Raw genomic sequence first — 3,143 nt, 5'->3', positions numbered from 1 at the left:
ACATGTGGATCGTGGCTGATAACCTTAGAAAAGGTGCCGCCACCAATGCCGTTCAGATTGCAGAATATCTGATGGAACACAGCATGGCTTAATATTTCATTTTAATAATAAGGGATTATTCATGCCATGACTTTGAGTCATGGCATGAATATCATCCTCAGTCATGGTATGAATAAAAGAAAAGTATGACTCTCGCCATTTATTCAGCATCATTAAAACAATTTGTGCAGGACCACCTAGCGGAGGATCCTGCACAATTGCTTTTTGCCCATTCCGGACAAACTGAATATGATCTAAAGGCGGCTGTGCAGCAGATTCAGGCGAGACAAAAAGCAAAACATAAGCTACCCACTTGGGCTGCCCATCCAGATCTGATTTTTCCTTCAAGCCTTTCACTCGAACAAGCCTCCTCTGAGGAAACTGCCAGATTTAAGTCAGGGATTCTACCAAAGGGAAAAAACATGATTGATTTGACAGGGGGATTTGGAGTGGATACTTTTTATTTGGCTAATAAATTCGAAAACGCAATCTATTGTGAGAGAAATCAAGAACTGTCAGCAATAGCCGAGCACAATTTTAATCTCCTTAAACCATGTAAATTTGAATTCTATCAAGGTGATTCTATTGAATACCTTTCACAGTCAGACTCAACTTTTGATCTGATTTTTGTAGATCCTGCCAGAAGGGGAAATCACAACCAAAAGCTATTTAAACTCGCAGACTGCGAACCAGATATTGTCAGCCATTGGGAGCTTTTGAAATCCAAAGTCCAATCCACCTTGGTCAAAGCCTCACCCATGCTGGACATCAAGCAAGCACTCAACGAAATACCGGATATCCAACAAGTATGGGTGCTTTCTGTAAAGAATGAAGTGAAGGAGATATTGCTTTATTGGGAAAAAGGGAAAGAAAATAATGAAAGGTTTATCCATGCGGTCGATTTGCAGTCAAGCGGCCCTAAGGAATTTTCATTTACCTATGAAGAAGAGGAATCAAGCGAAAGCATTTTTGGGGAAGTCTCCAAATACTTGATCGAACCCTATTCCCCGATTTTGAAAGCAGGAGCTTTCAGGAGTTTTGGGAAAAGATTTGGATTAAAAAAGCTCCACCCCAATTCACATTTATTTACCTGCACGGATTCTCCCAAAGATATCCCAAGTAGGATTTTCGAAGTCATCCAAGAAATCAACAATCCCAAAAAAGAACTTAAACAGCTCTTCCCGACAGGAAAAGTCAATGTCATTACCCGAAATTATGCCTTATCTGTAGATGTGCTCAAGAAGAAATATAGGCTTAAGGATGGTGGGGACAGTTTTTTGATAGGGACGAAAGTTGGAGAGAGGTATAGGCTTTTTTATTGCAATTTATTGGGTTAGGTATTCTTTGCCGTCGTCAGTGTCTCCACTGATGACCCTCCTATTTTCGCCGTTGTCAGTGTCTCCACTGACAATCCTCCTTTTTTGGTCGAATCCGTATTATTATTATTCAAACCCAACCTTGCCGACCCTGCTTGTTCTATCATAGCCATAAAATTGTTCTAAACCAAAAGGAAGTGAGTGAAGACACTCACTTTGGCGTTATCCGCTCAGCTTTCAGTAAATATGATACTTTGGCGTAAGTAAATGCACTTAATTTGGCTTTGACGCCGTCGTCAGTGTGGTTTGGCATAATCACAAACCCATAAATTTTGATCAATTGTTTGTCAGAGAGGTATTTTAAACTGGAAAGGATAATTTTTTTGTAACTACCTTCATTGAAGAGCGGAATCCAATTGTGGATGGTCGCAGTGAAAAAATAAATTTTCTCTAATTCCATAAAAAGTCAAAAATTGGTTAGGTCTAATTTAAAAAATTAATTCATCAGTGTGGTTAAATCTTAAAAAAATTAATTGGCACATCCAGGTAGGGAAGTGAGTCGAGACACTCACTTCGGCGTTAAGAATAAACCAACTAGTCAATCCTCAACCCTCATTTCAATCACCCTTTGATCCGTATTTCTGGATTTGAAAATTCCCAGACCATTTAAGATATTATTATAACCAAGAACTGGCTGGGATAGAAAATCTCCACGGTTGTAATACTGAAGATCAGCAGTATTGTAAAACATATAATAGGATTCTGAAACATGGGAGAAATTGATGGTGACTTCCAGGTCAATATCTCTGACAAGATTGGTTCTAAAGACAATTTCTGAATCTTGACCATTGAGTAAAGCATCATTAAATAACACAACATTCCGCATCAAATAATCCTTTTGGTAGATTGGATTGACAGGTTTGGGATATAAATCGGAACTATAGTAAAAAAGGGTGGAATCACCATTGGAAACTCGATAACCACTACCAAAAATCTTCCCCGACACTTCATAAAAATTACTTCCTGGAGGATCGTCAAATTTTATCGTCACCTCAACCAGGTCATGTCCTCCAATATTATCAATTGGACCTAAATTGACCATATCAATAGATTTGATATTTACTGATTTTGGAAATTCCTGAACACTGCTGATGCTAGGGAAGCCTTCTTTCTCCGCAACAATCTCATAGGTATTTCCTTCAATAAAAGTATAGCCACTGAGGTAATAAAAAGCTTCTATTTCCCAAGGTCTACCTCTTTTGATGTAGCCCATAGGAAAAATTTGTCCCTCCTGATCTTTGAGATAGACATTTGCACCTTCGACCAAGTCAAATTCTTGATTGAAATCACTACTCTCCAACACTCCTTTACTTTTGGACAGGAAAACTTTCAAAGTATCGGTAGGTTCCAATAAGGAATTAAAAACCATCAACGGTTCCTGTCCTGGCAATTCTACTTCAAGAAATTGCTCACAGGAAACCAATATCACAAAAATTGAATAGATAAAAAGGTTTTTGATCTTCATAATTAAAAGGTAAATCTATAAGATACTGATGGTACTATTGGGAAAAGACTGAACTGTCTGAGCTGATTTTTCTGAAGTTCATAGTTATAGCTGATATCCATATAAAATGGATTCAACCTACTGTATACATTGTAAATTGAGACATTCCAGGTTCTCACACCCCATTTTTTTGGTTTGTTGAAATTGATCCCTACATCCATCCGGTGATAACTTCGCATTTGGAAATTATTCCTAGATTCAAAATGGTCCAAATACAAGCCTCC

Annotated in this window: 4 protein-coding genes and 1 pseudogene; 1 reads left to right on the top strand and 4 read right to left on the bottom strand. The window is 38.1% G+C overall.

What is annotated here, in order from left to right:
- The first annotated feature begins 224 nt into the window (after positions 1–224).
- Positions 225–1,376, top strand: a complete 1,152-nt coding sequence (locus ACEW8U_RS22760; protein WP_373524355.1) for a class I SAM-dependent methyltransferase — start codon at positions 225–227, stop codon at positions 1,374–1,376.
- Here the strand turns inward: ACEW8U_RS22760 and ACEW8U_RS22755 are convergent.
- The 4 genes and pseudogenes from ACEW8U_RS22755 to ACEW8U_RS22740 all read right to left on the bottom strand — a co-directional run.
- Positions 1,373–1,528 (bottom strand): hypothetical protein, encoded by a 156-nt coding sequence (locus ACEW8U_RS22755; protein ID WP_373524354.1) that lies wholly within the window; start codon positions 1,526–1,528, stop codon positions 1,373–1,375. The genes ACEW8U_RS22760 and ACEW8U_RS22755 overlap by 4 nt on opposite strands.
- 38 nt (positions 1,529–1,566) lie before the next feature.
- Complete coding sequence (locus tag ACEW8U_RS22750) at positions 1,567–1,815, bottom strand: hypothetical protein (protein WP_373524353.1); 249 nt, start codon at positions 1,813–1,815, stop codon at positions 1,567–1,569.
- A gap of 138 nt (positions 1,816–1,953) precedes the next feature.
- On the bottom strand, positions 1,954–2,880 hold the full coding sequence (locus ACEW8U_RS22745; RefSeq protein WP_373524352.1) for a DUF4249 domain-containing protein: 927 nt from the start codon (positions 2,878–2,880) through the stop codon (positions 1,954–1,956).
- A 2-nt stretch (positions 2,881–2,882) separates the two neighbouring features.
- Positions 2,883–3,143, bottom strand: a pseudogene (locus ACEW8U_RS22740) (TonB-dependent receptor); the annotation flags it as partial.

It is taken from the genome of Aquiflexum sp. (assembly GCF_041751335.1).
Taxonomy (GTDB): domain Bacteria; phylum Bacteroidota; class Bacteroidia; order Cytophagales; family Cyclobacteriaceae; genus Aquiflexum.
The sequence above is the reverse complement of the archived record's forward strand: the minus strand, read 5'-3'. Positions and strand labels throughout refer to the sequence as shown.